Source organism: Paenibacillus litoralis (assembly GCF_046244365.1).
GTDB lineage: Bacteria > Bacillota > Bacilli > Paenibacillales > NBRC-103111 > Paenibacillus_V.
The window spans coordinates 7644448-7667269 of sequence record NZ_CP176395.1; the positions used below are offsets into that span (position 1 = coordinate 7644448).

Sequence of the window (22822 nt, forward strand, 5' to 3'; positions counted from 1 at the left end):
TTGTTCAACGGATTTCGTCCCCTGACGCCAGCTGTCCGGAAGACTGCACTTCGCCTCCATTAAGCGTCACAAGCGGAACGATGACCGCCTTAAGCGAAGCCGCGACCGGGCAATACTGCTCCTGCTCCAGCTGAATGGCATGCCAGAGTCGGGAAAGCGATACTTCGCCCTTAACATGAAACGTCAGGCGAATTTCCGTTACGGCGTGCGGCAGGTCATCCGAACGGATCGCTTCCGCCTTCACGTCGAGCCCATCCAGCGGCTGTCGCATTTTCTCCAGAAGCTTGACGACCCCTATGCCCATACAGCCGACCAGCCCCATTACGACCAATTCTAACGGGCTGTTGCCGGAGCCCTCGCCTCCATTCTGCACATCCGAGTCCATTCGAACGGGATATCCGCTCGGTCCCTTGGCTTCAAACCGCTTGCCGCCGAGCCATTCTGCGGTCACCTGCAAGGTTTTCTTCTGCGTAGTCATGTTTAGCGAGCTCCCTTCGTTACGATCCGGACTATCCTCCAAGCGTACCGAGTGCTGCTGCGGCAGTCAACTACCCGTTGCTTGAAAGAGAGTGCCGGATCGAACAGCCATGGTTCTAATTCACGGCTCTTTCTCTTATCTCTTCTGCCAGCCAGCATTTCCCTGCGTATTGTTGTCACTACGGATGAATGCTGTACGAAATACAACAAAAATCGCATAAACGGCTTATGCGCTCTCTGAATGAGCCAATATGCTGCATAATGTGCAACATCAGCCTCACAGGAAGACCTTTGGGCGCACATATGCTGTAAAACATACAACATTCTACACCCGAAGGGTGACTCGCGGCCGATACATGCAAGCCTTATCAAGTGGCGGCTTTTGATTCGTCGTTTAGAGGATCTGAATTTCAAGCAAAAAAGGGATGCTCCGAAAGCTTTTATGCTCCGGGCACATCCCTTATCGGTTACCCTTTTCCTCGTCCCTTCCCGCCTAGTGAACCATCACTCTCCGCATCTGCGGCACGAACTGCTCCAGGTTCACCGGCTTCATGAGCGATTGGACGTAATCTTTATCGGTAAGCGTCGGATCGAGCCATTTTTCCACGTCGCTCTCCCGCAGCACGACCGGCATCCGCTGGCCCGACGAGTCCCTCCGGTCCGGGTACGTCAGCAGCGTACATGCGCGAAACTCCTCGCCCGACGGGCTTTTCCAAATCTCGTACAACCCGGCGAGGCCGAACGCCTTGCCTTCCTCTTTCGTAAAGCAAGGCTCTTCCTTGACCTTGGCTTTACCGCCTTCTTCTTGATTTTTGCCGTAAAAGCCGCTGCATGGGATGACGCAGCGCTGCTTGCGGATCATCTTGTCGTAGATCGGTTTCTCGCCGATCGAGTCTCCGTCCGCACGTATGGCATCCGACGCCCAGAAGGGCATCAGTCCCCAGCGGAATTCGTCCAGCAAACGCTCGCGGTCCTTGTTGATGATGGCGAACACCGAGTTTACCGGCCTCATATCTTCGTTCTTCCGATAAGACAGCACCTTGTCAATCTGAAACTGCTCCACCAGCTCGTTCACTTCGGTTTCTAGCGTAAAACGTTCGCACATGATGATTACCGCCCTTTGCATGCTGTATTTTGCTTACAGTATTTGCAAAGGAAACAATTTCATGCATGGACAATAAGACCGATGGCATGATATATTTGATTACACAAAATTAAATTGTTTGCAATTCAAATGTTTTCGGTAGTGCAGTTATGATTATCTATTAATGACATATGTATATGGTTTGCATACTGTCTTCCTATCTACAGGATCCCGAAATAACTACGGAAAAGGGGCGTTCACGATGATGCTCGCAAGTATGGTACTGGTAGCGCTTGTCGCAATTGAACATGTTTATATTTTAGTCCTGGAAATGTTTCTGTGGACCACGCCGAGAGCCAGGAAATCTTTCGGGCTAACCGAACGGTTTGCCGAGGAGTCCAAATCACTAGCCGCCAACCAAGGGCTCTATAACGGCTTTTTGGCTGCCGGTTTGGCTTGGGGCCTGCTCCACCCCGACGCTATGTTCGGGCGCCAGATTCAATTGTTTTTCCTGGCCTGCGTAATCATTGCCGCAATCTATGGCGGCGCAACGGCCAAGAAGTCCATTCTCATCGTGCAGGGGCTCCCCGCACTTGCGGCGCTGATCGCTGTATTACTTTCATAACGGATTGTCCTTTTAAAGGAACGGCTGTCTTTCTTCAATCAGACGACCCGTTCCTTTTTCGCACGCTCGAGAGAATCCCACACTCCCCACAAGTACATGAAATAAAGAAGGAGAAGGCATCCGCATGCCTCCCCCTCCTTTTCTAACTATGGCTCATTGTAGATTGTTTTATGAACAAGCGTTACAGCGGCAGGCACGTTTCGTTTCATCGGAAATAAACCTCCTAATTTGAGCGGTCTGTTCCTATTTGATGATTAGGTATATCGCTAGTACTACGATTCCCACCGTAGCGCAAGCAGATATGCCTAGAAAAAAAGTTTTGTACTTGTCCGTATCCGTTTTCATATTATTTTCACCACACAGCGGGCGGCCTTCCCTTTACAGGCGACGGCTTCGCCTCATACTTTTTCAGTCCAAAGCTTGGAGTTCGTTATTTATCCGTTGGTTTACCGGTTCGATAGACGATCAGAATCGTGCTTCTTTGATGCTCCGTGCGCATCGGGGTCGCCTTCACGACGGAGCCGTAGCAAATATTAATAACTTGCTCCTCGCTCAGGCCGGCCAAAAACTCGTTCGCCTTATTCTCCGCATAGGAATTATCGGTATCGACAAACTCTTTCACTTGAATCACATGCATCGTCTCCTTCGTATAGTAGTCTTTCCATCGAGCTTAGCCGATTCCTCCTCATTCCATACGCAGCACTCCCCTGTTCGGTAACATTAAATGTCAAAACCGCTTAAAAATAGAGCAAGGCACCCCGCATAAACTGCGGAATGCCTATTTACATGTAACAATAGCATTGAAAGGGGAAAGTGTCAAATACGCGAAAGGTATTTCAACAATCCCCTCAAACCTTCATCTTATAAATCGCCTTGTTCTCCAGCCCCCGGATCATCGGGGTCCATTCGTCCGTCTCCGGCGTCGTGTCGAGCGCATCCTCCACCATTTGCAGCTTGGCGTCGATCGCATCGATGTGATGCAGCGCGACCGCTTCGGCCGTTTGCGGCTGGACGGGACTTCCCCATTCGCCTAGGTTGTGATGGGACAGCACCAGATGCTGCAAGCCGAGCACCTTCGGGGATTCAAGATCGATCCCGCTGCGTATCGCCGCTTCCGTGATCCAGTTCGAAGCCATGGCGATATGCCCGATCAGCTTGCCCTGCACGCTGTAATCGGCGACGATGCCGAGCTGCGAGATCATCTCTTCCGGCTTCGCGATGTCATGAAGAATAATGCCTGCCTTAACCATATCCGCATTCAGGAAAGGCCGCTGCTTGCATACGAATTCCCCTAGCTCCAGCATCCGGACGATATGATAGGCAAGCCCGGCAAAATACGCATGATGATGCGTCTTCGCCGCGGGAACGTGCATTAGCTTCTCATCCACTTTAGCCACGCAGAACGCGACGATCTGCTTGATTTCCTGATCAGCAATGCTCTCCATCGCTTGTTTAATGGTATAAACGAGATCGATCGGCTGAACCGGAGCGGACCGGACAAAATCCGTGACGCTTACTCCGTCGGCATCCGTCGCTTTGCGAATCCGCGTGATTTTGACCTGCAGCTTCTCCCTGTATAACTGGACGATCCCCTGCACCTTCACCAGATCGAGCGGGAAAAACGTTTCCTTATCCGTGGCCGAGGCGTCCCAGTATTTAGCCGAGATTTGCCCGCTGGTATCCCCTAATACAATATCGAAATAATCCTTGGGCGGCGTGTTGTTCGTTTGCTTGACCGCCAGCTCCTTCAGGATATAAAACCCTACGAATTCATCGTCCTGCTGCAGCTGTTTAATTAAAGTCATACCAAATCCTCCAAAAGTAGATAGGAGCATTATACTACGAAAAAGGCGATAAAGGGGCGGAATCCGAAATTCGGTTCTGCCTTTTCCCTTTATCGCCTCAATTTACACCGAGATCGATCCGATCAGCCCTTTCAGCTTGTCGGCCGAGCGGTGCAGCAGCTCCTTCTCGTTCTCGGAAAGCTCGAGCTTCAGCACTTCTCTCACGCCCTGGCGGTCGACAATGCAAGGTACGCCGAGGTATACGTCCGAGATGCCGTGATAGTTGTCGAGCAGCGTCGAAACGTTGAGAACGGCGCCCTCGTCGCGCAAAATCGCCGTGCAAATCCGGTCGAGCGCCAGCGCGATCGCGTAGTAGGTAGCGCCTTTAGCGCTAATAATTTCATAAGCGGCATCCCGCGTGTTTGTGAAAATGTCCGTTTTCGTCTCCTCGTCAAGCTCCAGCTCCATGCCCGCCACATTGGCGTGGCTCCATACCGGCAGTTCGGAATCGCCGTGTTCCCCAACGATATGGGCATGCACGCTGCGCGGGTCGATGTTCAACTGCTTGCCGATCAAATAGCGGAATCTCGCGCTGTCCAGCAGTGTACCGGAGCCAATGACGCGATGAACCGGCCAATCCGACTTTTTCCATGTAAAGTAGCTCATAATGTCTACCGGGTTGGAGGCGATCAGCAAAATGCCGTGATCGTTCACCTTCAACACTTCGCTGACGATGCTGTCAAAGATCGATACGTTCCGCTTCAGCAGATCGATCCGCGACTCCCCTTCCCTCTGCGCGGCACCTGCGGCGATCACGATAATATCCGCTTCGCGGCAATCCTCGTAAGTGCCCGCCCACAACTTGCAGCCGCCGACGAACGGCATGCCGTGGTTCATGTCCAGCGCGTCGCCGACCGCCTTCTTATGGTTCGCGTCGATCAGCACCAGCTCGTCGGCGCGATTTCTCAGCAACAGCGTATAGGCGGTAGTCGAACCGACCGCTCCGGTTCCGATGACGGCAATTCTCGTTTTTTTCATATCTCTTGTCCTCCTGTTGGTTATATCTCTTTCATGAAAGGTTTATTCACATAATAATACATAAAGCCCATCAATACACTGCCCCCGATCAAATTCCCCAGCGTGACCGGTATCAGATTATGGATAACGCCGTCGAAGGAGATCGTGCCCGGATGATTCAGCACAAGCGCGATCGCGAAGGTACACATGTTGGCGATGCTATGCTCGTAGCCGGAAATGAAGAAGCAGAAGACGAAAAGCATCATCGCGAACATTTTGGCGCCGTCCTCCTTGAAGGACATCGGCACGAAAAACGCCAGGCAGACGAGCCAGTTACACAAAATCGCCCGAAAAAACAACTCCGAAGCCGGCGTATGCATTTTCTTCTCCACGACGCTGAGCAGAAATCCGTTGACAGACGAATCGTCGAATAATCCCGTCGTATAGATCAGGAACGCGAACACCGCAGCGCCGAGAATGTTGCCGATGTAACTCGTTCCCCACATCTTCAGCGTGTCGAGCCAGCTCATTTTCTTGCGCAGCGCGGCAAAGCTGTAATAGAAGGTGTTCCCCGTAAAAAGGTCGCCGCCGCCATACGAGATCAGAATGATCGCCGCACCAAACGTGAGCGCCGCCATCGGATACGTCAAGGGCGAATGCTCCAGGTAGAAAAAATTGCCCGTTTTGAACGCGACGATGACGCCAAAACCGATAAACATACTCGCGAGCATCGACCGGGATATGTACCGCAAGCGGCTTTGCCGAAAAATAGTCTGCTTCTTCAGCGCAAGCTGCTCAACCTTTAGCAAAGGCTGATCTTCCAAAACCGCTCCCCCCCGTTGTCATGATCCTGCTGCTTTATGTCCCTACACTAGCATAAGACCTCGCAGGCGGTTGTGAGATTTGTCACAGGGACCCGCGGAAGCGGCAGTCAGCCCTTCACGTCCACGTCCCATCCAAGCAGAGGGTTGAACGGTTGAAAAAATTCCCCAGAAGGAGCCGCTGCGACGAAATAAGCTCGATTTCTAGGCTTATTTCGTCGCCGTAATCCGCTCCAGGTGTAGGCCGTCACCAAACGAATGTTTTGATTTCACAGTTTACTGGAAGAGAATTTGTTCATTTATAGCTACAAGAAAAACCCGCCGGAATCGTCCGGCAGGCTCGTTTATCAACTTTCATTGAAAAAACAATCGCTTTACCATCACAGCCGCTTCCGCTCGGGTCGCCGGATCGTGGGGTGCGAACGTGTCTGCGGTTCTGCCATTTATAATTCCAACACGAACGGCAGTTGCAATGTCCTTAACCGCCCATTCGCTAATCGAGCCGGCATCTGCGAATGGCAGAGAATACGCTGAATCCGCTTCCTTCAGCGCTCCCTCCGAAGCATACTTTCCCGCCCGAATAATCATAGTTGCTGCTTGTTCCCGCGTAATCTCTTTCTCTGGCGCGAAGCTGCTTTCCGTCATCCCCTTAATCAGTCCCGCAGCGTAAGCGCTGCTTACAATACCCCGATACCACGAATCCGGCGTCACATCGGCAAACGGAATTGGTGCGGCAGCTTCATGCAGCTTCAATGCCCTTGCTACCATTGCAGTGAATTGCGCTCTCGTAACCGTTGCATCCGGCAGGAAATGATCATCATCCATGCCCTCGATCACTTTCTCGAATGCAAGCTTCTCGATATCATCTCTAGCCCAATGTTCAATCAAATCCACAAAAGTTTTACCCGCCGAAATACTTTCCCCCACTGTAGTTGTCATACTCTGCAGCTTATCGGTAACAACCTTCATAGAGTCCCACTTCACACGTGCTTCCCCGTGTTTCTTTAGTTTGAACGTCAAGGCACCGATCGTAATATCGCCGCTTTCTCCAGATACATCGCCTATTTGGGTATGAGCGATGATGATTCCATCCTTTTTAACAATCGGCGATACGGAGAATCCGTCCCTATTCGATTCATAACCAAGAAATTCAAGCCTGTCGGGATCAAAGGACAACCGTGCCTCGAATCCATATAAATTATGAATAGCCAGTACCTTCAAGGTTACGACAAATTGTCCGTTAACCGTTTGACTTGCTTCCAATCGGAAAGCCGAAGTTTTGCCAATGTCAGCCGCCACAGAAAATGGCCGCGAAAAGCATAACATGATGACTAGAAGAAGAATGACCGATATACGCATGATCTTCCCGCCCCCCACTCAGCCTTAAAGGAGGAGAACTCCTCCTTTAAGACCTTTCTCTCTGTTATCGCTTAATCTTCATAGCTATGATCGTCAAATCTTCGATATCAATTTTGCCATCGCCATTGAGGTCTGCCCGCTTCACTTGTTCCCAATCCGGACTGCTCGTATTTTTACCGTAATTTGCGGCTATAATCGCCAGATCGCCTACGGTTACTTTATTATCCTGGTTGATGTCCCCGGGAAGACCGGCTATAACTTGAATATTCACCGAAGATAACGCAGCCGCATATTCAATGCCTTGATCGTCTGCCAATGCAGCGTCTATAATCTTGATCTCGCTTGCTGTCGTCTGCGAGACATGCTTCGCCCTAAACGTAAGCTCTACAATGTCTCCTCGTCCTGTAATCTCATTACCCGGACCCGCGCTGGCCAAAATCAATTGAACGGTTCCATTCGGATTTACCGAGGTCGTAAGCAAGCTTACTCCTGGCTTGACCGATACCGCCGAAATAAATTCTACTGATCCGGGATCGTAAGTTAAGATCACCTCCTGGGCATACACCCGCTCGGCGACACTGTTTAATCCGTATCTAACCTTAAACGTTTCTCCAGACGGGATCGAGCTTGATGCGGAAGTTAAGGAAGTTTCATTTGTACGGGGCTGGTTGTCAGAGACATAAGTCCCCTGCCTGTAAATCCCCTGATCCCAAACCGTTCCTCTGGAGAGACCGTCATAGTCGGCCGAAATATCAATCGTTTCCCCGGTCTTCAGGACAAATCCCGGGATTGCCTTACCAGCGCCAATGGCAGGGCTGCCTTCTTTCAGATGCCAATCGCCGTCGTTCAAGTTCGCTATACGCGGATTCGCATACACGCCATGAAGCTCTCCGCTGCCATTCAAACCGGCGTTCCCATCATACAGATTGTAATCACGCGTCAAATTGATCGGCATCTTTGCTCCAGCCAGCTTTACGGCTTCTTTGGACGAATTCACGATTATATTGTTCATGAAAACCGGGTTCACATTATCCGGTCTCCAGGCCCAATTCACATTCGGAATCATGTTATCCGGTACCTCCAGATAAACGCCATAATTGACTCCTGAAATGATGTTGTTATAGGCTGCACTATCTTTAGTGCCCATAAAAATGATGCCTTTATCTATTGTAGAAGCGCCGTTGACGTCCTCGGCAATAATAGTATTATTGTAAGCCACCAAGTTCCACGCTTCATATCCATTGACACTGGAATCAAACGTCGATACGGAATCGGTCTGTCCGCCCAAATAAATAGCTCCGAGAAACATATTCGCCATACGATTGCGGATCGTGTTGTTATAGATTTGAATATCGCTGGACCCGCCTTTAGCGAGCAAGCCTACACGTCCGATCTCGGAAATGTCATTGTTTCGAACGATGCTGGAATGAACATTGACAAAATCGACCGCTTCATGCGTCATATCAGAGATGATATTGCCTTCTACTAGAAGATCATGAATAAGGTAACCTTTAACGCCTTCTTCAAATGCCTTGCTAAATTTATTGCCAATAATTTGAACGTGGTCTGCGCCTTCTCTCACGCTTACCAGAATGTCGCCTGTATTGATTCCGCGTATATTTTGAGTGATGTCAAAGTCTTGCAGCGTGATGTAAGGCGTTCCTCTGATCATAAGCTTCGTTGTCGGCAAATTGTAAAACTGAATGATCGCCTGATGTTTATTGCGCGCTTTAAACACAATTCGTTCATTCTCGGTTCCGCCTCTGGCAAATTGAACCACTCGTGTTTCTTGATATACGCCGTCTTCAAAAATAACGGTGTCTCCCCGTTGAACCGTCTCTGCTGCCTTAGCCATCGTCTTCCAGGGCTTGGACTCGGAACCCGGGTTCAGGTCGGAGCCTGTCGGAGAAACATAATAGGTGCTTCCCGGTTCGTTCCCTTGACCGGGGTTATTCGGTCCTCCCCCCGCAGGCTTCGTTCGTTTCGTTACCTTGACGTCATCGATATAGACATTCGTCTGATAGATTGCTGCGGCAATCGCACCATGTGTCAGCTCATAATCCGTTCCGCTAAGCACCTTCTCGCCATCGACATAAAATGTAATTTCAGTTCCGTCGACTAGCAATTGCATATCAATCCATTGTCCGATAGAAGGAAACCACCCGGTCTTCTCCTGAAGAGGGATTACGAGTCCGTTTACCTTCTTCTTAAGTCCGATATAGCCCCCCTGGACGGGATCGCCCTGGATTTCTACCAGATAATAATTGTTAGCATCCACGTATCTGGCATATAGAGTCAACCAACTCGTATTACGATAGAACTGATCGAATCTTATTTTTGCATCGAACTGATAACTCACCCAGTCCATCGAACCGGCCCATGATCTTGCTACTCCGCTGACCGAAGAGGCATCGGTTTGCGTGAGCGCATGATTTCCGGAACCTTCCGCAACTACCGTTAAGTTCCCCATGACGGTATTCCAAGCATTTGCCCCCTGTTCAAAATCGTCAACAAATAGAACCTCGGGCTTGGTATCGGCGTAAATGCCCATAGGAATCGGAGTAGACCTCACTTTCCCGCTGTAATCCAGTGATACGTCTATTGTCTCGCCATAAAAACCGGTGACGTTCAGTGCGGTTCCCCGGTCCAGAGCAGGACTGTCCGCCTGCAAGTGCCAATTATGCAAGCGATCAGTAAATTTCGGATCGCCGTTGATTCCATTAGGCTCAACCGGTGCATTCGCGCAGTCGTGATACAGATTGTAGTCGCTTACACTATTCCCGATAGGCGCGTTGGTCACAGACTCCGCTTTCATCGTGCACCCGCTGAAAATATTATTGAACAGCTTTGCAGTCGTAGTCTTCGGTACCCATGCGCCGCTGCCGCCGTTCAAGTATCGCACGCCATTCTTCGCACCGACGACTACATTATGATAAAAGCCGCTGTTCGTGCTTCCGGAGAATACAAGCGCATAATCGATCAAGCCGGGCGATTCGGCAACCACAATATTATTCCAGGCCGCAGCATGATAAGCCTCGAATCCAGTCGCAGTCGGATCGTATACTACCGAAGAGGGATAGTTGCCTCCGAGTACGATCCCATGAGTCATCGGGGCAGCAACAGCGTGGATATAGTTATTGTAAATTTGAGCGCTTCGAGTCCCCCCGGCCACCAATATCGCATTATTGGTTTCACTGATTTCATTGTTGGCGATTACCGGCCGATCCATGTTTGCCAGAACAACGGCAGTAGCGGTCGTGTCAGAAATCGTATTATTGATAATCTTGATATTATCGCCTTTCAAGCCTTGTATTGCTTTTCCGCTCGCATTGTGTATAAAATTTCCGCCGATGGTGCAATTGCCGCAATCATTGATGTTGATGAAAATATCCGCACTCGATGTCCCTTTGGAAGGCTGGCTGATTTCAAAGTCTCGTATCGTGATGTACTGTTTATTGGTCAACGTAATCTTACTCAGTGCATTCATGCCGGTAAACGACAGTTTAGCCATATGCTTGTTCTTTGCCTTGATCGTAATGGGCTCTCCTGCTGTTCCGTTGTTGGCAAATGTAATCGCAGTGTTGCTGATATATTCGCCGTCGTTGAATATCGCTGTATCTCCGGCCTGCAGCGTGGCAGCCGCTTTTTTGAGTGTTTTCCACGGTGCGCTTTCTGTCCCGGCATTTGTGTCGTTCCCGTTCGGCGAAACGTAATACGTGTTTCCATTCGCATTGACTTTTTGAACATTACCAACACCAATATTCGCAACGATGCCCATAATCAAGGCAAATAACGTTACCATTCCGATTCTCTTCCCCAAAAGCTTGCTCAACCTAACAACCTCCCGCCACATAATATGATCATTCGTGTGTTGTCATCGTAGCGCTCTATTCCTTTATAGCCCCGATCATGACGCCTTTTACAAAAAATCGCTGCAGGAACGGGTAAATAAAAATAATCGGCAAAATGGCTACAATAATTGCGGCATACTTGATTTGCGCGCCTACCAGCGCTCTCTCAAAGTGATCGGTCATCCCCTCCATCAACGACGCCTCCTGCTTGACCAAAATTTTGTACAGGTATAGCTGAAGCGGCTGCAATTTGGCATTGGTAAGATAAATTAACGCCATAAAATAGCTGTTCCAGTAGCCTACCGCATAAAACAGCACAAGAACGGCAAGAATCGGCTTGGACAGCGGCAGCATGATCGAGACCAAAATTCGCATTTCGTTTGCGCCGTCGATTTTCGCCGATTCCTGCAAGCTTTCCGGAATCGCCTCGAAAAAGGTGCGCGCCATAATGATATAGAAAGCACCCACAGCTCCCGGCAAAATAATGGCCCAGCGCGTATCGTACAACCCCAGTCCGTTCACGATCAGGAAGGTCGGAATGAGCCCCCCACTGAAAAACATCGTGAAGGCGATAAAAAACATGATCGGGGTTCTTGCAAAAAAGCCTTTCCGCGACAGGACATAACCAGCCATCGCGGTTAACGTGACGCTGATCGTCGTCCCTACAACTGTGTACCAGACTGTATTATAGTAGGACTTCCAAATATCCGGATTTTCAAATACGATTTTGTACGCTTCCGTGGAGAAGCCTTTGGGAAACAGGAAAACCTCCTGCCGCATCGCATATACCGGATCGCTGATCGACATGCTGACAACGTAAAGGAACGGGTACAAAGTAACCACGATTACCAGTAGATTGAATAAAACGATCGCCGCATCCGATACCTTCTCGCCGAATGACCGCTGTAGCTTCATAAACCTTCTCTCCTTACCATAAAGCGATACCCGATGTTTTTCTGCTAATGCGGTTCACCACAATGAGCAATGCGAAATTAACTGCCGAGTTGAACAATCCTACCGCAGAGGCGAAGCCGTATTCCGCCCCCTCAAGCCCCCTCCGGTAGACGAAGGTGGAAATCACATCCGACACGACATAGGTGGAAGGATTATAGAGCAGAATAATTTTTTCGAAGCCGACGTTCATGATATGTCCCATATTCATAATGAGCAGAATCATGATCGTTGTACGGATGCCCGGCAATGTAATGTACCAGATTTGCTGCCAGCGCTTGGCACCGTCCATTTTGGCCGCTTCATAGAGCGACGGGTCGATTGATGTGATCGCAGCCAGATAGATGATCGAATTCCAGCCGAAGCTCTGCCACACGTCGGAGCCGATATAGATCGTGCGGAACCAGTCCGGCATGCTCAGAAAATTGATTGGAGCGAAGCCGAGCTTCATCAGCACGATATTGACGACGCCTTCGATCGGCGACAGGAAGCTGATGATCATCCCGCCGATGACGACTACAGAGATGAAATGCGGAAGATAACTCGTCGTTTGCACGATTCTTTTGAACAGGCCGTTCCTCAGCTCGTTCAGCAGCAAGGCGAACAGAATCGGGACGGGAAAACCCCACAGCAGACCGTAGAGACTGAGCAGCACCGTATTTTTGATTACGCGGGCGGCATAGATGGAGTTGAAAAACTGCTCGAACCACTTCAGTCCGACCCACGGGCTGCCCAATATTCCTTTGACCGGCGAATAGTCCTTGAATGCAATAATGAACCCGTACATAGGCAAGTAATGGAAAACGATATAGTAAATCAGAATCGGCGAGATCAGCAACAGCAAAAACATATCCCGCCTGATATGCATACCCAGCCGGCGAAGCCGTCTCTTTTTACCGTCCGCCTCAATCAGCGCCGCATATTGTGCTTTGGCTGTCACAACGCTCACTCCTGTTGGAAAGGGGAGCCTGCTTCTGACGCTGCGTTCAGGCTCCCCGTCTCGTTAGTTTTTGTTTTTGTATCTGTCGTATTGCGCCTGTCTGATCTTCACGATCTCGTCGATGCCCAGGTCTTTCAGTTCCTTTGTGAATTTGTCCCAGTTCTTCTCGATATCGTCGCTGCCGATAATAAACTTGGCGATTCCCTCGTCCAATTTTGACTGGAAATCGGCATTAAGCGGCTTGAATTTGCTAGCTTCCTCCGGCGTCATCGAAATATAATCAAACGGGATCGGATCGATGATCGTCGGCAAAATTTGTTCGGCTGCCTTTTGCAGCTTCGGCTCCTGAGCGATCGTTTGCGGCGGCTGCTTGGACAACGGCCCCTTGTCGTGGCGGATCCACGGCAGCCGCGGCGCGGCTCCCAGCGTGCGCAAAGCGTTTATCGCGCTTAAGCCGTCCGGGTTTTTGAGAATATAGTCGGTAAACTTCGGCTCTCCGTTCTCCATGACGTAGCTCTTGCCCTCGATGCCAAACGTTGTAAAGCGGTTGCCTTCCTCGCTCGCATACATGTAATCCAGCCATTTGATTGCCGTTTCCTTATTTTGCGATTTCGCGCTCATGCCGAAGTACCCGTCGATCGGTCCGTATTTTTCCGTATGGCCTTTGTAGCCGTTAGGACCTTGCGGCGGCTTGACCGCAATCCAGTTGACGCCGCTCACGCCTGACGCCTGGACGTTCTTGTCGTATTGCACGATTCGGTTGACGAATGCGCGGGTAGCTCCGGCGACATCTTTCGTAACCTTCGTTGTCAGTTGATCATCCGACGAAGTCAGGAAATCGGGGTCGAGCAACCCTTCCTTGTACAGCTTGCCCAGCCACGCCACCATTTCCTTTGCTCTTGGGTCCAGCCATTCGCTCTGGATTTTCCCTTTGTCGTCCGGCCAAAATCCGTTGCTGAACACAAGGTGCAGTCCCCATGCGTCGCCAAAAAATTGGGCTATGGTCTTAATCGCAAGCACCAGCGGAATTTCGTCCTTCTTGCCGTTTCCGTTCGGGTCGCCGTCCTTGATCGCCTTCAGCACGTTGTACCAGTCATCGATCGTCTTCGGCTCTTGCAGGTTCAGCTTATCCAGCCAGTCCTTGCGAATCAGAAAACCGCCGGGGTCGGACAGGTTTGTTCCGGTTACGACGCTGGATACATAATAGATGTGACCGTCCGGCGCTTTCAGCAAATTGTAGATGTCCGGATTCTCTGCGAAAAACTTCCTCATATTCGGCGCATGTTCTTCAATCAGCTTCTCCAGCGGTTCAAGCACGCCGTCCGTTCCGAACTTGACAGGGTCGCCCGGCACGACAAACAGATCGGGAACGTTGGTCATCGACGCAAGCCGCACATTCATTGTTTGAGTATACTGCGCTGCGGGAACGACGTCCCACTTGATTTTGACGCCTGTCTTCTCCTCAATCGCTTTCCAGATCGGCAGGTTCTGCGTATAGCTCGCCGGTGTGTAGCCGTTATCCTGCGAGCCGATCGTCAGCGTGACCGAGCCGTCCTTTACGAGCGGAAGCGTATAATCTTTCTTTTGGTTGTCCGCTGACGGAGCCGCCGAAGGACCGCTCGACGATGGAGCCGCGCTCGATTGCTGCCCCTGATTCCCCTGACTTTGGCAGCCCGCGATCAAAAACGCCATCGCCGCCGCTGCGCACAACCCCCTGCTGAAACGTTTGTTCATAGATATCCCCCTAACTATGCTGTAATCGTTTCCAATCGATCGACCGGGCTGCTTCACCAGACATTGCCGCCGCTGCGGCCCGGCGTTGGAACGACGTACCTCCACTATGCCGCCTCCCCCGTCCCGGGAGCAACGATCAAGATCGGGATAAGGCATCGCATTTTTTACATCTGCGATTAGTCGTTTTTTGCAGACAGATTCAACCGTTGCGCCGCTCCTTCTATTGATACACAGACGAGCCCATGTCCGCGAGATACAATTTTTGCGGGACAGATCACCTTTTTACATACCGCCCGCTGCGCCGCAAAGCCACTTTCGCAGGCAAATGTTTTATGTTATGATCACGAATGCCTGCGGACTGAAAGGAGAGATCGAATTTATGTTCAAGCTGCCCGCGCTTCCCCGGAACCGCAGCTCCGTTTTTACGAAGTTTTTCGTATCGTACATTATCGTGTTTACGGTTCCGTTCATGATCCTGGGCGTCATCATCTACGCCTTGACCTTCGACATCGTCAAGACGCAGACGGAGAAAACGTATTTGAACGCCGTACACGACGCAGCCAAGAACGTCGACGCCAAAATAGCGGCGCTGCACGTCCTGACCGCGCATATTTCCGAATTGCAGTGGGTCCAAAAAATTATGTACATGCGGGGAACTACGGCCGACTACATGGCGGCTAACCCTTTAGCGTTTCAATATCATATGAACGACTTGACGACGCTCAAAGGCATCAACGGCTTCATCAGCGATTTGGCGATCTTCTTTCGCGAGCAGGACCTGATTCTCTCCAGTCAGGGAAAGCATAATTTGGCCTCCTTCTTTGAAGACGCTTTCTATTATGACGGCCTGACCGCCGACTACTGGAGCGATCTGCTGGCCGAGCGAAGCTTCGCCGAAATCCGCAATCCAGCTAAAGTTCTGACCTACAAGCAATCGAGAAGCTTGCTCACTTACGTTCAATCTCTACCGATGGTGGCCAAAGATTTCAAGGCAACGTTTCTCGCTTTTATCGACGAGCATACGCTGCAGGACAGCCTGAATATAAGTACGATCACGAACAACGGCAGCTTATCTATCATAGACAAGGACGGCCGCTTCATTACGGGCGTCAACGTCGACGAGGCGATGAAAACCTTCCTGACCTCGCAGCACCCGTCTCTATCTGCAGGGCGCATTGCGAATTTGGCCGCGCCGGGCGGAGACGATCTGATTGTCATCCGCTCGGACTCGACGGTTAACGGCTGGTCGTATATCGCCGCAGTCCCGTTAAACACGGCGATGGCCAAAGTGAACCAAATCAAAACGATCACGTTATGGATTACCGTATTGTCGGTGCTCGCCGGACTCGTGCTTTCCTACATTCTCGCGCTTCGGAACTACACGCCGCTTGCCAATATCCTGAAGGAAATCAGTCCGCGGCTGCTGAACTTGCCAAACGCCAGCAAACGGCCGAACGAGTTCAACTTTTTGCAAAAAGCGTTCCATGCTATGCTCGACTATGAAAACAAAACAAAAGAAGACATCGAAATTTACAAGCCGCTTGTGCGGAATTCGTTGTTCATTCAACTGCTGGAAGGAAAACCTGTCCCGGCTGGTTCCAAGCTGCTGGAGACGATGGAAATGATGGAGATTACGTACAACAACAGCTTTTTTACCTGCGCATCCCTTATTCTCGACGCCGGCCATACGATCCCCGAAGCGGTGCAGCAGGATATCATCGTTCGCTTGTCCGGGCAGAAAAACGCCGTCTACTTTGTCGATATAGGCGGGAAGCATAAAGTCATCGTCATCAGCTCGGCATATAAAGAACAGATTACCCCAAGCATTGAAGAAATTGTATGCGCATTCAAAAACGCCGGCATCGTTTGCAAAGCGATCGGTGTCGGCAAAGCTTGCAAAGGCTTGGATGAGCTGCGCAGCTCGTACCGCGAAGCGAACGCCGCGCTCGATTACCGGTTCATCCGGGGAAACAGTTCGGTTATTTTCTACGAGGAAATCGAGGACGCCTTTACCCTGCCTGCCTACTATTACCGGACGGAGAAGGAAGACCATCTCGTCAACTTCATTCGGGTCGGCGATTACGGCGAAGCGATCAAGCTGTTCCGCGATATCGTGGATACGCATATCTCGAACGCCTCGCTCCCGCCGGCAGCGGCGCGGAATTTGTTCTTCAACATGGCGGCGTGCGCGCTTAAGGCGCTGGAGGATCTGAATATCGACAACCAGCAGGCTTTTCACATGGACGAGTTCCTTCATCTGGAGACGCACAGCGAGATGACGGGCTTTATCGAGGAGTTGTACCGCCATGCCTGCGAGATCGTCATTCGGAAAAAAGAGAGCAAAAACACCGATTTGCGGGACGAGGTGTTGACCTACATTCACGAGCATTTGACCGACCGCAACCTGACGCTGACCAGCTTGGCCGACCAATTCGGCAGCTCCCTCTCGTACTTGAGCCGTTTTATCAAGAACCAAACCGGCACCAATTTCGTCGACTATTTGAACAAACGCCGCATCGAGCTGTCCAAAACACTGCTCGCCGACGACCTGACCGTCCGCGAAGTCGCGCTGCAAGTCGGCTTCGACAACGACCTGACGTTCCGCCGCCTCTTCAAAAAATACGAGGGCATCAACCCCGGCGAGTATAAAAACATGTCAGGCGGCAAAAGGTAGCTGCTGGGGAGGGGTAGGGTGTACATTCGTTGGCTCGATTGGATGTGAAAATTCACATCCGTTGGCCCTCCTGCGGGGTTTTGGCCCTACTGGATGTGAATTTTCACATCCATTCCTTCACTGACAACGAAATGTGGGCAGATAAACCTCCAGCCAGCGTTGAGAAGCCGGTCAGGCCAATCCGAAACGCTCTATGCCAAATGAGTAGTGGTTGCAACCTTGCTCCTCGGCCAAAAAATAGCAACAGCCAGTCAGCAGGCGCTTGACTGGCTCCTCATAGTAGCGTTACTGTTGCTCGATACAAAACACCATCCCATTACATATGCTGCCGAACCGTCGCTTCCAGCTCGGCCAGCGGGCGAACGCCCACGATCGTCGTAACGTCGACGCCGTCTTTGAACAGCTTGAGCGTCGGAATGCTCATAATGCCGTACTGGCTTGCCGTTTCCGGATTATCGTCCACGTTCACTTTGGCAATCGTTACGGTATCGCCTACCTTGCCGCTCAGCTCCTCCAGGATCGGAGCGATCATTTTGCAGGGACCGCACCAAGGCGCCCAGAAATCCACAAGCACCACGCCGTCCTTCACCGTTTGTTGAAACTCGGCATCCGTCGTATTGATAATCGCCATTGTACTCCACTCCTTAATGGGTTATGTTTGTTAATCCGCTATTCGAAACAGCCGAGAACGAGGGGTGTAACGGTACGGCGTCTCGTCAGCCTTGTCGGCTGCCGCCGCAGCAAGAGCCGTCAGCTTGGCGCTTAGCGATTCGAACCATTCCTTATCATGCGTAGCAAGCGCAAGCTCAATCAAACTTTGCAGCTCGACGGAAGTCGAAGGCGTATAGTCCGGCATTTTTCTCACCTTTGCCAAGGACACGTCCGTTACCGTCCCGACCGCTTCCTCGCGGTCGCACTGCGTCACCCAAACCTTCAAACCGCCGCCCTGGTTCATCGATTCCACATATCCGATAAATTTCTCATCCTGCTGGGAAGTCCCGCTAACCCAATCGCCTTCTTGTATCAACGCTGTCGTACTCATTCCCGTTCACCCTCTCCTTCAGTTTGCTGTACGCATAACTGTTTTAATTTTAGTGATAGTTAGGCCATAAAAAGCTACTTCTGCCGCTGTGCGTCCCGTACCCGCTCCAGCACGTTGGTTATCGTCGTACGCTGCAGATAGACCAGCATCTGTTGTTCGGCTTCACAGAAAATATGATCCATCACCTCCGCCATATTGCAGGCCACCACGCAACCCTCGTCTCCTTTGCCGGAACACCATGCCGGTTTGATCGAGCCGATGGAGGTAGCGCCATAAATCTCGGCTAGCGTCACCTTATCCGGGTTGCAGTTCAGCATGAATCCGCCGCCAATGCCTTCCTTCGTTACGACGAAGCCTTGCTTCTTCAAGCAGCTCATCACCTTGCGCAAACGTGACGGATGGGTATTCACATTGTGGGCGATGACATCGCTTGTAGCCATACGATCCGGTCTATAAGCAAGAAACACCAAGCTGTGTACCGCAATCGTAAATTCGCTGTTCACCCTCTGCTCCCCCTTCCCGTCCACTTACTGTTATTATATTTGTTACAGTTCAAAGTGTCAACTGCCAATGCAAAAAGGGCGCGCCGTACGGCTTGAAGCCGAATCGAATTTTAGCAATAGTTTTCCCTTTTGTCCGAAAACCATAAGTACAACGCCCATAAGAAACAAAGAACCCGTGCGGTTACCCGGCCGAGTTCTTAGCTGCGTCTGTATGTTATTTAGCTTCATATTCCATATTCGCTTGATCCAGCATGGACTTCCAATTCGAGAAGTTCGTCTCTCTCTGGACATGGCGGTCAAAAAGCTCGTCAGGGATGTTAAGGATATCTTCTTGCGTCTTTACTTGAAAATTCCCCTTCTCCAAAAACTCGTCAAAGCTCTTAAAACTTGAATACTTGCTCATGAACGCTTCGTGAAACAGTTTGTTTAAAGAAAGCTGATCTTCTTGAACCGTTTTTTGGCCTTGCAAATCTTTAAGCAGGTCTTCGAACGACATAGGCTTTTGATGCTTTTTCAGAGTACCACTCCTAAATATGTTTTCTCATTATCATAACACACTGCATGCCCAATTGCTTGGGCTCCGTCAAAATATCGCCTCTCAGCTCGGCCTACTTGATCGATAAGGATGCCCACTTGCTTTCCAGCCATTGATCGAAGTCGGCGCCCTTTGCCCCTTCGTACGCATCGTACACATCGAGTCTCATCTTTTTCAGCTTTTCTTTGAACGCTTCGTACGTATGGTCCTTGGGCAAGCTTTTCTTGATTCGGATCAAGATTTTCGTAACGCCCTTAATCAAGAAGTCGTTGTCTTCCTTCGGCGGCGCCGGAACTTCCTCACCCCATGCCTTGAGCGTACGGTAAGCGGCCTCTTGGATGGTGTATACGACATCGTTATTCATTCTATGCGTCAAAATATCGATGGATTGCTTGTTTTTCCACTGGCCCAGCTCTTCGACCGCGGCTAAACGCTCTCTCCAATTGGACGCCCGGTTGGCGGATGTTTTCAACTGCTCATAATTAGGAGGCAGCTCGCTTTTCACTTCTAGATTTTCCAAATGACTTCATCTCCTGCTAGTTATATTTCAAAATCATTGCCGTGGACCTACTTCTCGGATTTACCGCCTTTGCTGCCGCCCTCGCCCGCTGCGCCATCCTCTTTTTTGGTGCCTTTGCTCTTATACGGCTTGGGGGCGCTTCTTGCCCGGTTGGCGCTGGCCTGCCATCGGTTCCAGCCCTTTTTGTCCGTTCCTCTGCCCGTTCCGCCTTTGCCTTTCGCTTTACTCAAATGATCACTCCGTTAATGATTTGTATGTTGAACTGCCCGTACCTCGTTAGTTTTATCCATTTGACTTGAATCATTACCCTTGCATGATGAAACTATACAGGAACCGATACAAGATGTACACAAAAAAGCTCAAGTAAAATACTCGAGCTTCTCATTATGCCTGAATATGTTCGCCGCTATCGCCGCTAAAGCCTGTTACGCGCTTGCCCTTAGCTTTCTTTTCAGTCTGGCCGCTACAAGCTCCAGCACGACGGCAAAAGCCAATATAAAGTAGGTAATGACCCCGACTTCCCGCAAATCATAGTAAAATCCGCTTGCCATAAACATATCGAACCCGATCCCGCCTGCGCCGGCTGCAGCGCCCATGGCCACGGCAACGGCAAAGTTGATCTCGAACCGCATGAACGTCCAAGAGATGATATACGTGATGGAGGAAGGGATCACCGCCTGGAACACGATCTGCCACCAGTTGGCGCCGCTTGCTTTCAGCGCTTCCACAACGCCCTTATCCAATTCTTCGAAAGACTCGGAATAAGCCTTGATCAAATAACCTACGGAGTGAAAGGTCATGCCGATAACGGCGGCTACGCTGCCCAGCCCGGCGGCGACCGCGAAGATGAGCACCCACAGCACCGTCGGAACGGCCCGGATGAAAGCGACCAGCCCTTTGATGATCACTGAAGCCGTACGGGAGGATAAGTTTCGGGCTGCCAACAGCCCAAGAATAAGCGCGACAACCGAACCGAATAAGGTCGTCAGGAACGCAAGTCCCAGCGTAACGACAATTTGTTTGAGCGCTTCGGTGAAAGTGAAATGCTGCAAATGCGGCTCCAAAAACATCGTTTTGACCGTAGCCGCCATAGACATGATACCCTCGAATACGTTGATGCCTTTATAGTCGAAGGTTGCGAAGCCGTACACGGTCAACGCCGCTAGCGCGACCAGCGTCGCTTGGATAACGAAGGAAGCCTTATTGAAAGGCTTCGCCTTAAGCGGTCTTTCGCGATGCCGCTCGACCGGACTGCCGGTTTTCTTATAGACGGCGCCGACCGATTCCTCCCATCCCATTACAAGATCACCCTTCTCACATAATTTGAAATATATTCGATGACCATGATGGCGCATACGATGACGATCACGACCAGACTGGCGGAGCTATAATTCAAGCTTTTGTAATACAGACTGAACAAGAAGCCGATTCCGGTCCCTGTCAGGATGCCGATCAATGTGGCTTGGCGGATGTTCGTTTCCACCATGAACAAGATCCAGCTCAGCAGCTGAGGAATGCTCGAAGGGATGACCGATTGGAAAATAATCGAGAAATAGCTTGCGCCCGTAGCTCTCAGCGCTTCCACCGAACTGTTGCTCACCTCGTCGATCGATTCCATGAAGGCCCGGGTCAAGAAGCCGAACGATCCGAAAAACAGCGCGAAATAACCTGTCATGACGCTCTGGCCGAAGGAAAAAAGCAGAATCATCGACCACGCCGCGACATCTATGTTGCGGAACAGGGTGGCTACCGCCCTGCTGAAGGCGCTGAAAAGCCGATTCACCCCGGTCGTATTGGAGCCCAATATCGCGCACAGAAGAGCGAACACGGCAGCCACGGTCGTAGCCGCAATCGACATCAACACCGTCTCGATCAGTTGATCCACGATGTCGGGAAGCTTCTTCATCGCTTTTTCGTTCGGATAAAAGTTGGACAAGGCCCACTCCGCCGCCTTCGGAATGGACGTCAGCCCTTTCACCGCGTCATATTCCGTCACGATCATGGCGGCCAGCGTCAGCAAGATCAATAATGCGCCATAAAGGAGCGAGCGGTTTCTTTTCTTCGCAAAGAAATCACCCTGCATGTTGTCCTCCCTGCTTGCCGATGATTTCTCCCGCCTCGGAGCCGTAAATGCTCTGGAGCGTTGCTTCCGTTATCCGGTCGGGGGCTCCGTCGTATACGACTCTGCCCTTGTTGACGCCGATGATCCGGTCCGAATATTTCAGCGCCACGTCTACTTGATGCAGATTGATGACGACGGTGATGCCCATGGAGGACGAAATGTTCTTGAGATGCTCCATAATGACCTTGGAGGCGTTCGGGTCCAAGGAAGCGATCGGCTCGTCGCACAGCAGCATTTTGGGATCCTGGATCAAGGCTCTGGCAATGCCCACCCGCTGCTTCTGGCCGCCGCTTAACTGGTCGCACCGTTTGTACATATGGTCCTCCAGCCCCAATATGCGCAGCAGGCCGTACGCCTGCCGTTTCTCGTCCTCGCTGTATAGGCCCAGAGCGCCCGCCAGCGTGGACTTGTAGCCGAGCCGGCCGTGCAGGACGTTCTCGATCACGCTTAGCCGGTTGACCAGATTATAATGTTGAAAAATCATGCCGATTCTCGTCCGCAGCCTCTTAAGCTCTTTCTTGCCGAGTCCGAGCACATCGGCTCCGTCAAACACAATTTCACCGCTGCTCGCATCGATCATCCGGTTAATGCAGCGAAGGAGAGTCGACTTTCCCGCTCCCGACGGTCCGATAACCGTAACGAACTCCCCTTCTTTCACGGAGAAGCTAATATCCGACAATGCCTTCGTATCGTGGCCGTATTGCTTGCATACCTTCTTGAATTCCAATAACGTCGTCATGGGCAGCTCCCGATCGTTTGATTTGCGAATAAGCGCCGGCTCCA

At 51.0% G+C, this 22822-nt stretch carries 22 protein-coding genes; 2 read left to right on the forward strand and 20 right to left on the reverse strand.

The genetic code is table 11. The features are described from left to right. Nucleotides 1-4: 4 nt before the first annotated feature. Nucleotides 5-478 carry an OsmC family protein gene (locus ACKGJP_RS32155; RefSeq protein WP_409342814.1) on the reverse strand — a complete coding sequence of 158 codons (474 nt, stop codon included), beginning with the start codon at nt 476-478 and terminating at the stop codon, nt 5-7. A gap of 492 nt (nt 479-970) precedes the next feature. Beyond that, on the reverse strand, nt 971-1582 hold the full coding sequence (locus ACKGJP_RS32160) for an SOS response-associated peptidase (RefSeq protein ID WP_409342815.1): 612 nt from the start codon (nt 1580-1582) through the stop codon (nt 971-973). Nucleotides 1583-1823: 241 nt separating this feature from the next. Here ACKGJP_RS32160 and ACKGJP_RS32165 point away from each other — a divergent pair, with 241 nt between their 5' ends. Beyond that, nucleotides 1824-2186 carry a DUF1304 domain-containing protein gene (locus ACKGJP_RS32165; protein ID WP_409342816.1) on the forward strand — a complete coding sequence of 121 codons (363 nt, stop codon included), beginning with the start codon at nt 1824-1826 and terminating at the stop codon, nt 2184-2186. Between the two features lie 430 nt (nt 2187-2616). Here the strand turns inward: ACKGJP_RS32165 and ACKGJP_RS32170 are convergent, their stop codons facing one another. The 9 genes from ACKGJP_RS32170 to ACKGJP_RS32210 form a co-directional block, all read right to left on the reverse strand. Continuing rightward, nucleotides 2617-2823 carry a hypothetical protein gene (locus ACKGJP_RS32170; RefSeq protein ID WP_409342817.1) on the reverse strand — a complete coding sequence of 69 codons (207 nt, stop codon included), beginning with the start codon at nt 2821-2823 and terminating at the stop codon, nt 2617-2619. Between the two features lie 211 nt (nt 2824-3034). Next, a complete protein-coding gene (locus ACKGJP_RS32175) occupies nt 3035-3991 on the reverse strand; it encodes a 3'-5' exoribonuclease YhaM family protein (RefSeq protein WP_409342818.1) in 957 nt (318 codons plus the stop codon). Between the two features lie 102 nt (nt 3992-4093). Continuing rightward, nucleotides 4094-5008 carry an L-lactate dehydrogenase gene (locus ACKGJP_RS32180; RefSeq protein WP_409342819.1) on the reverse strand — a complete coding sequence of 305 codons (915 nt, stop codon included), beginning with the start codon at nt 5006-5008 and terminating at the stop codon, nt 4094-4096. Between the two features lie 20 nt (nt 5009-5028). Next, nucleotides 5029-5811, reverse strand: coding sequence for a formate/nitrite transporter family protein (locus ACKGJP_RS32185; protein WP_409342820.1), 783 nt, complete (start codon nt 5809-5811; stop codon nt 5029-5031). A gap of 351 nt (nt 5812-6162) precedes the next feature. Next, nucleotides 6163-7167: an S-layer homology domain-containing protein gene (locus tag ACKGJP_RS32190; protein WP_409342821.1), complete on the reverse strand. Its 1005-nt coding sequence runs from the start codon at nt 7165-7167 to the stop codon at nt 6163-6165. Nucleotides 7168-7231: 64 nt separating this feature from the next. Beyond that, a complete protein-coding gene (locus tag ACKGJP_RS32195) occupies nt 7232-10999 on the reverse strand; it encodes a right-handed parallel beta-helix repeat-containing protein (protein ID WP_409342822.1) in 3768 nt (1255 codons plus the stop codon). 55 nt (nt 11000-11054) lie between these two features. Beyond that, complete coding sequence (locus tag ACKGJP_RS32200; RefSeq protein WP_409342823.1) at nt 11055-11933, reverse strand: carbohydrate ABC transporter permease; 879 nt, start codon at nt 11931-11933, stop codon at nt 11055-11057. 13 nt (nt 11934-11946) lie between these two features. After that, nucleotides 11947-12837 carry an ABC transporter permease gene (locus tag ACKGJP_RS32205; RefSeq protein ID WP_409347312.1) on the reverse strand — a complete coding sequence of 297 codons (891 nt, stop codon included), beginning with the start codon at nt 12835-12837 and terminating at the stop codon, nt 11947-11949. A 135-nt stretch (nt 12838-12972) separates the two neighbouring features. Beyond that, on the reverse strand, nt 12973-14643 hold the full coding sequence (locus ACKGJP_RS32210) for an extracellular solute-binding protein (RefSeq protein ID WP_409342824.1): 1671 nt from the start codon (nt 14641-14643) through the stop codon (nt 12973-12975). Nucleotides 14644-15022: 379 nt separating this feature from the next. On the opposite strand from ACKGJP_RS32210, the gene ACKGJP_RS32215 reads away from it, so the two are divergent. After that, nucleotides 15023-17317 carry a helix-turn-helix domain-containing protein gene (locus tag ACKGJP_RS32215; protein WP_409342825.1) on the forward strand — a complete coding sequence of 765 codons (2295 nt, stop codon included), beginning with the start codon at nt 15023-15025 and terminating at the stop codon, nt 17315-17317. A 316-nt stretch (nt 17318-17633) separates the two neighbouring features. On the opposite strand, the gene trxA is transcribed toward ACKGJP_RS32215, so the two are convergent. The 9 genes from trxA to phnC all read right to left on the reverse strand — a co-directional run bounded on the left by trxA (nt 17634) and on the right by phnC (nt 22778). Continuing rightward, on the reverse strand, nt 17634-17948 hold the full coding sequence (gene trxA, locus ACKGJP_RS32220; protein WP_409342826.1) for a thioredoxin: 315 nt from the start codon (nt 17946-17948) through the stop codon (nt 17634-17636). 30 nt (nt 17949-17978) lie between these two features. Beyond that, nucleotides 17979-18359 (reverse strand): hypothetical protein, encoded by a 381-nt coding sequence (locus ACKGJP_RS32225; RefSeq protein ID WP_409342827.1) that lies wholly within the window; start codon nt 18357-18359, stop codon nt 17979-17981. Nucleotides 18360-18433: 74 nt separating this feature from the next. Continuing rightward, nucleotides 18434-18862 carry an RrF2 family transcriptional regulator gene (locus tag ACKGJP_RS32230; RefSeq protein WP_409342828.1) on the reverse strand — a complete coding sequence of 143 codons (429 nt, stop codon included), beginning with the start codon at nt 18860-18862 and terminating at the stop codon, nt 18434-18436. A gap of 214 nt (nt 18863-19076) precedes the next feature. Then, nucleotides 19077-19358, reverse strand: a complete 282-nt coding sequence (locus tag ACKGJP_RS32235; RefSeq protein ID WP_409342829.1) for a hypothetical protein — start codon at nt 19356-19358, stop codon at nt 19077-19079. Nucleotides 19359-19470: 112 nt separating this feature from the next. Then, a complete protein-coding gene (locus tag ACKGJP_RS32240) occupies nt 19471-19917 on the reverse strand; it encodes a HEAT repeat domain-containing protein (RefSeq protein ID WP_409342830.1) in 447 nt (148 codons plus the stop codon). A gap of 47 nt (nt 19918-19964) precedes the next feature. After that, nucleotides 19965-20147, reverse strand: a complete 183-nt coding sequence (locus ACKGJP_RS32245) for a DUF3934 family protein (protein ID WP_409342831.1) — start codon at nt 20145-20147, stop codon at nt 19965-19967. 195 nt (nt 20148-20342) lie between these two features. After that, on the reverse strand, nt 20343-21215 hold the full coding sequence (locus ACKGJP_RS32250) for a PhnE/PtxC family ABC transporter permease (protein WP_409342832.1): 873 nt from the start codon (nt 21213-21215) through the stop codon (nt 20343-20345). Next, the gene (locus tag ACKGJP_RS32255; protein WP_409342833.1) at nt 21215-22000 is read right to left on the reverse strand and encodes a PhnE/PtxC family ABC transporter permease; all 786 of its coding nucleotides are present in this window, start codon (nt 21998-22000) and stop codon (nt 21215-21217) included. Before ACKGJP_RS32255 ends, ACKGJP_RS32250 begins: the two co-directional genes overlap by 1 nt. Continuing rightward, nucleotides 21990-22778: a phosphonate ABC transporter ATP-binding protein gene (phnC, locus tag ACKGJP_RS32260; RefSeq protein ID WP_409342834.1), complete on the reverse strand. Its 789-nt coding sequence runs from the start codon at nt 22776-22778 to the stop codon at nt 21990-21992. The genes ACKGJP_RS32255 and phnC overlap by 11 nt, the downstream gene beginning before the upstream one ends. Nucleotides 22779-22822 lie beyond the last annotated feature (44 nt).